We start from the raw sequence: 5,888 nt of genomic DNA on the forward strand, positions 1-5,888 counted from the left end.
GACGGCGACCTTGTTGACCGGACCCGAACGGTTCTTGGCGATGATGATGTCGGCCTCGCCGGGTCGCTCGGACTCGCCGGCGCCGTGCGCGTCGGGGCGGTTGAGCAGCAGCACGATGTCGGCATCCTGCTCGATCGATCCGGACTCACGCAGGTCTGACAGCTGGGGGGTCTTGTCGGTGCGCTGCTCGGACCCACGGTTGAGCTGGCTGATCGCGACGACCGGCAGCTCCAGCTCCTTGGCCAGCAGCTTGATCTGGCGGGAGAACTCCGAGACCTCGACCTGGCGGTTCTCGACCCGCTTGCCCGACGTCATCAGCTGCAGGTAGTCGATCACGATCATGCCGAGGCCGTACTGCTTCTTGATGCGACGCGCCTTGGACCGGATCTCGGGCATCGTCATGTTGGGGCTGTCGTCGATCACGATCGGCGCGCTCTGCACGCGGGGCATCGCCTTGCTGATGGCGTCCCAGTCGCGCTGGTGCATGCCGCCGCCGCGCATGTGGGAGATGCTGACGCGGGCCTCGGCCGACAGCATGCGCATCGCGATCTCGGCGCCGGTCATCTCCAACGAGAAGATCGCGCTCGGGATGCCGTGCCGGATCGAGGCCGAGCGGCAGAAGTCGAGGCCGAGCGTCGACTTGCCGACACCGGGCCGGGCGGCGACGACGATCATCTGGCCGGACCGGAACCCGGTCGTGAGCTTGTCGAGATCGGGGAACCCGGACGGCACACCGGTCATCTGGCCGTCGCGGCCCTGGATCTCCTCGATCTCGTCGATCGTGAGGCTCATCAGCTCGGCGACGGACTGGTAGTCCTCGGCCTGGCTCGTGCCGTCGACGTCGAGGACCTCGGCCTGGGCGCGGTCGACGATCTCGGCGACGTCGCCTTGACCGGCCTGGCCGAGCTGGGCGATGCGCTGGCCGACCTCGACGAGGCGGCGCAGGACGGCCTTCTCGCGAACGATGTCGGCGTAGAAGTCGACGTTGGACGCGATCGGCACGCCCGCGACCAGCGTGTGCAGGTAGGGGGCGCCGCCGATGCGGCCCACCTCGCCGCGACGCTGGAGCTCGGCGGCGACCGTGATCGCGTCGGCCGGCTCGCCGCGGTTGGCGAGGTCGCAGATCGTGTCGAAGATCAGCTCGTGAGCGGGTCGGTAGAAGTCACGGCCCTGGAGGATGTCGGAGGCCGGGTCGATGGCCTGCTTGCTGATCAGCATGGCTCCGAGCACACTCTGCTCGGCGGCCAGATCCTGTGGCGGAACGCGTCCGGAGCCGGGGTCCTCGTTCGGCCCTGGCGCAGCCTCGTAGAGGTCCGTCACGCTCACAGAACTGTCCCCTTTCACCCGTAGTTCACGTTAACGGTCCGCACTGTCAGATCGCTGGAGGATGGTGCCGACCCGTCACAGTAGGCCTCTCCGGCGCGCAAACACAGACAGCGCCACACAGGGGGTGTGCGCAACCTCCCGGAACCTGTGGAAAACGCCGCGAACCATGTGCACAGTCCGTGGACGAAGGTGTGGACAAGACGATGGGTTCACGCGGTCGCAGCCCTCTGACCTGCGCAAACGTGTGTGCACCTGTGTGGAGGGAAAATACTTCTGGCCGGTTCGTCATCCACGGGTGCCTGTTCATACACTTGTCGACAAAACCCGTCACTTCACCCTCACGACACCATCCCGTCACGTTCAGGAAGGCCTGCGATGCGTTCTTCGCGTGACGTCGACCGGCAGATCTTCCGGGTCGCGATCCCCGCCTTCTTCGCCCTGATCACCGAGCCGCTCATGCTGCTCGCTGACACCGCGATCATCGGCCACCTCGGGACGCCCGAGCTGGGCGGCCTCGCTGCGGCGTCGGTCGTGCTGGGAACCGTCGTCGGACTGTGCATCTTCCTGGCGTACGGCAGCACGGCGATCGTCTCGCGACATCACGGCGCCGGCGACGAACGCACTGCGCTGGGGCTGGCGGTCAGCAGCCTGTGGCTGGCCGCGGGCCTCGGCGTCGGCCTCGCGGTCATCACCGCCGGCGCGAGCGGACCACTCGCGGAAACGCTGTCGAGTTCATCGCGGGTCGCCGGATTCGCGCAGGACTATCTCGTGGTCTCCGCGCTGGCGTTGCCGGCGATGTTGCTGATCCTCGCCGCGACCGGCGCGATGCGCGGTCTCCTCGACCTGCGGACGCCACTGATCGCGATGATCGTCGCGAACGTCCTCAACGTCGTGCTCAACCTGCTCTTCGTCTACGGGTTCGACTGGGGCATCCGCGGTTCCGCGGCCGGCACCGTCCTGGCCCAGTGGCTCGCCGCCACCTGGCTCGTGACGGTCGTCGTACGCCGGGCCCGGCGCGTCCGCGCAGCCACGCGTCCGCGTACGGCCGAGATCGTCGATGCAGCCCGCCTGGGCGTCCCGCTCCTGGTCCGCACGATCACGCTGCGCGCCTCGCTCGTGCTGGCGACCCTCGTCGCGGCTCAGCTGGGCGATGTCCCGCTCGCCGCCAACCAGGTGGCCGGAGCCATCGTCACGTTCCTCGCCTTCGGACTCGACGCCATCGCGATCGCCGGCCAGACCCTGACGGGTCGAACCCTCGGCGCGGGCGACGCGGAGGGCACGCGCGCCCTGACGAACCGGATGGTCGGCTGGGGCATCGCGACCGGCATCGCCGCAGGAGTCCTGCTCGCGGCCGGTGCGCCGTGGCTGCCGCGTCTGTTCAGCTCCGATCCGGCGGTGCAGGACGCACTGGTACCCGCTCTGCTCGTCGTCGCGGCGATCCAGCCACTGTCAGGCGTCGTGTTCGTGCTCGACGGCGTCCTGATCGGCGCCGGCGACGGGCCATACCTCGCGTGGGCCGGCCTGCTGGTTCTCGCCGCGTACGCGCCGCTGGTCCTGGCGGTCGGCTGGGCCGATGCGAGCTTCACCTGGCTCTGGGTCGCGTACGGCGGCTTCATCGCGGCCCGGCTCGTGACGTTGTGGCGACGCCAGCGCGGCACCGCCTGGATGGTCCTCGGCCCCGCCCGTTCGGAAGGGGTAGGCGCATGATCTCGCAGGAGTACGCGCCCGGTCGGCTCGTCGACGTGCACGGCGATGGTCAGGACGGCGTCGTGGTGATGTGGCACGGGCGCGGCCCCAACGAGCGGGCCGCAATGGGGCCTCTCGCAAGAGCCGTCGCTTCTTCAGGCGTACGCGTGTGCGCAGCCGACTGGGATTCGACGGCATCCGACCACGGCCGCGCCGACGTGCTCGGGTCGCTCGGGCACGCACGACGACTGGCGGAAGACCTCGGCATCCCGGCCAACGATGTCGTTGTCGTGGGCTGGTCGCTGGGCGCGACTGCCGCGCTCAGCCTGGCAGTCGGGCCCGACGGGCCGGGTCACACGGTGCTGCTGGCGCCGGGAGACGGACCCCGTGCGGTGTCCGCGATCACGGGTGAGCCGCTGCCGGCACAGTTCACGCCACCAGCCGGGCCGAGCTCGATCGACATCCTGCACGGTAGCCGCGACGGCATCTCGCACCCGGCCCTGGTCCGCGGACTCGCGGCACGCCTGCGGGCGGCCGGGTGGGCCCCGACGCTGACCGAGCTGCCGGTCGACCATGCGGGAATCGTTCGGCTGGCGCACGACCCGGAGACCCAGCTCTACGTCGCTGCCGAGGATCCCGGCATCGTCGAGGCAGGCGAGCGGGTCGTCGCCACGATCGTCGCGGCGGCTAGTCCTGCTTCTTCGTGAACCCGACGATCGTCCAGTCGGGCTGCTGGAACTGGGCGGCGCCGTAGTTGACCAGACCCTTGCGGACCGCGACCGCGATGGGAGTGACGGCCAGCGGCACGATCGTGGGGTTCTCGAGCACCCACTCGTCGAGCTTGGCGACGCGCTTGCGCCTGAGCTCGTCGTCGAGCGTGCCCGTGGTGACGGCCCAGCCCCTGCCGAACCGCTTCTCGCTGACGCCGGTGTAGTTCTGGGCCGAGTCGACCGGGTAGAACATCGGCTCTGCCGCGCCGATCGGGAACGGCGACCCGCGCCGGACGAACGTCACGATGTCGAAGTCGAGCGGGATGACGAACTGGCTGAAGAACCGGTCCGCGGGAACGCTCTTGACCTCGACCTCGATGCCGACCCGGCTGAGGTCCTGAGCGATCCGGGATGCTCGCCGCCGGTTGGTCGGGGTGTTGGACGGCACCGGCATCGCGAGCTTCAGGCGCTTGCCCTTGCGAGCACGTACGCCGTCCGAGCCCTCGACCCAGCCTGCCTTCGTGAGCAGCGACTTCGCCTTGGCCCAGTCGTGGGCGATCGTGGCCGACGAGTCGACGTATCCCTCCTGGCCGGGCAGCAGCATGACGCTGCCGAGCGGGGTCGCCGGGGCACCGAGCGCGGACGACGCCTGCCGGGCGATCGCGTCGCGATTGATCGCATGGGCGACCGCACGGCGTACGTCGGGATCCTTGAGCGGACCACGACCACCGTTGAGAGTGACCTGCGACCACTCGACACCCGACGCGCGCTGGATCGAGCCGTCCTTGGCCTTCTTGGCGGTGGCGTACGTGTTGGCCTCGAGATCGACCGCGTCGAGCTCTCCCGCCGCGAACGCCTTGGCCAGGACCTCCGGGGTGGCGACCTGGAAGGTGATCTGCGACAGCTTGGGCTTCTGGCCCCACCACCGCGGATTGGGCTTCTGGACGATCGTGCCCTTGCGGGTGTCGATCGATGCCACGACGAACGGGCCGTTGGACGAGATCGCCTTGGTCCGGAATGCCTTGTTGAACATCTTGGGCGACGCCGAGACGTTGGCGGCGAGCCGCGGGTAGATGTAGAGCGGCCACTCGGCGTTGGGCCTGTCGAATGTCACGGTGTAGTCGAACTTGGTCTTGCCCTGCTTGACCGACTCGATGTCGTCGAAGCCCTCGGTCGAGGCGACCTCGTAGTCGTTGTCGGAGCCGTTCATGGCCTTCCAGTAGGCCACCATGTCCGCCGCGGTGATCGCGGTGCCGCCCTGCCAGACCGCGCGACGATTGAGCCGGACCTCGATCTTCAGCGGATCGGTGTCGGCGACCTTGATCGACTCGGCATAGTCGTGGTCGACCTCCCAGCCGCCGGCCGGGGTGATCCTGATCGCCGACCCGATCGTGGGCGCGAGGATGCGGGAGGCATCGGAGCTGACCGCGTCGGGGTGCTGCGGATTGAAGTTGCGCGGGATCGCCGTCGTGCCGAGGCGCAGCGTGCCACCCTGGGCGACCTTGTCGCGACGTGCGGCCTGCCACGCGGTGTTCTTGAGCGTCGTCCTGGCCGCGGAACTGGTCGACGTGGGCTTTTCGTCGTCGCCGGAGACCAGCGAGCAGCCAGAGAGCACCAGGCTTCCGGCGAGGATGAGCGCGACGAGGCGCGCGAACGTACGCATGGTCCGGGTCGACCACCTTCGGCGGGTCAGGGATCCCCCGACCTGACCCGCCAGAGGTGGACTACTTGGCAGCAACCACGTTGAGCTTGACCTGCGCGCTCACGTCGGGGTGCACGCGAACCGAGACCGTGTGGGCTCCGAGCGACTTGATCGGGTTGCCGACCTCGATGCGACGCTTGTCGACCTTGGCACCGACGGCAGCAAGCGCCTCGGCGATGTCGGAGACCGTGACGGCGCCGAACAGGCGGCCGCCCACACCGGCGCGAACCGGGACGTTGACCGGGTTGGCCTCGAGGTTGCCCTTGATGCTCTGGGCCTCCTCGAGGTCGTGCACGGCGTGCGCGTCACGCGCCGCCTGGATCGACTCGACCTGCTTGGCTGCGCCCTTCGACCAACGGATGGCGAAGTTGCGCGGCAGCAGGAAGTTGCGGCCGTAACCGTCCTTGACCTCGACGATGTCGCCGGGGGCTCCGAGGTTGGTGACCTCGTGGGTGAGGATGAGC

5 protein-coding genes are annotated in these 5,888 nt (G+C 69.0%); 2 read left to right on the forward strand and 3 right to left on the reverse strand.

Annotation, left to right across the window (positions count from 1 at the left end; all coding sequences use genetic code 11):
• On the reverse strand, window positions 1-1,326 hold a 1,326-nt coding region (gene dnaB / locus V6M46_RS17045; RefSeq protein ID WP_332667268.1), incomplete at its 3' end, for a replicative DNA helicase.
• 375 nt (window positions 1,327-1,701) lie between these two features.
• Between dnaB and V6M46_RS17050 the strand changes: the two genes are divergently transcribed.
• Window positions 1,702-3,033: an MATE family efflux transporter gene (locus V6M46_RS17050; protein WP_332667270.1), complete on the forward strand. Its 1,332-nt coding sequence runs from the start codon at window positions 1,702-1,704 to the stop codon at window positions 3,031-3,033.
• Window positions 3,030-3,719 (forward strand): alpha/beta hydrolase, encoded by a 690-nt coding sequence (locus V6M46_RS17055; protein ID WP_332667272.1) that lies wholly within the window; start codon window positions 3,030-3,032, stop codon window positions 3,717-3,719. Before V6M46_RS17050 ends, V6M46_RS17055 begins: the two co-directional genes overlap by 4 nt.
• On the opposite strand, the gene V6M46_RS17060 is transcribed toward V6M46_RS17055, so the two are convergent.
• Together V6M46_RS17060 and rplI are read right to left on the reverse strand one after the other, a co-directional pair.
• Window positions 3,700-5,385, reverse strand: a complete 1,686-nt coding sequence (locus V6M46_RS17060) for an ABC transporter family substrate-binding protein (RefSeq protein ID WP_332667273.1) — start codon at window positions 5,383-5,385, stop codon at window positions 3,700-3,702. The two genes, V6M46_RS17055 and V6M46_RS17060, sit on opposite strands and share 20 nt — an antisense overlap.
• Window positions 5,386-5,446: 61 nt before the next feature.
• Window positions 5,447-5,888, reverse strand: a 442-nt coding sequence (gene rplI, locus V6M46_RS17065) for a 50S ribosomal protein L9 (protein ID WP_332667275.1), incomplete at its 5' end; no start/stop codon positions are given.

Origin of the sequence: Aeromicrobium sp. (genome assembly GCF_036676885.1) — a bacterium.
Classification (GTDB): domain Bacteria; phylum Actinomycetota; class Actinomycetes; order Propionibacteriales; family Nocardioidaceae; genus Aeromicrobium.

Excerpts from the sequence above, each read along its gene's own strand:
- V6M46_RS17050 (WP_332667270.1), top strand. The coding sequence starts at position 1,702 with ATGCGTTCTTCGCGTGACGTCGACCGGCAGATCTTCCGGGTCGCGATC.
- V6M46_RS17055 (WP_332667272.1), top strand. The coding sequence starts at position 3,030 with ATGATCTCGCAGGAGTACGCGCCCGGTCGGCTCGTCGACGTGCACGGC.
- V6M46_RS17060 (WP_332667273.1), bottom strand. The coding sequence starts at position 5,385 with ATGCGTACGTTCGCGCGCCTCGTCGCGCTCATCCTCGCCGGAAGCCTG.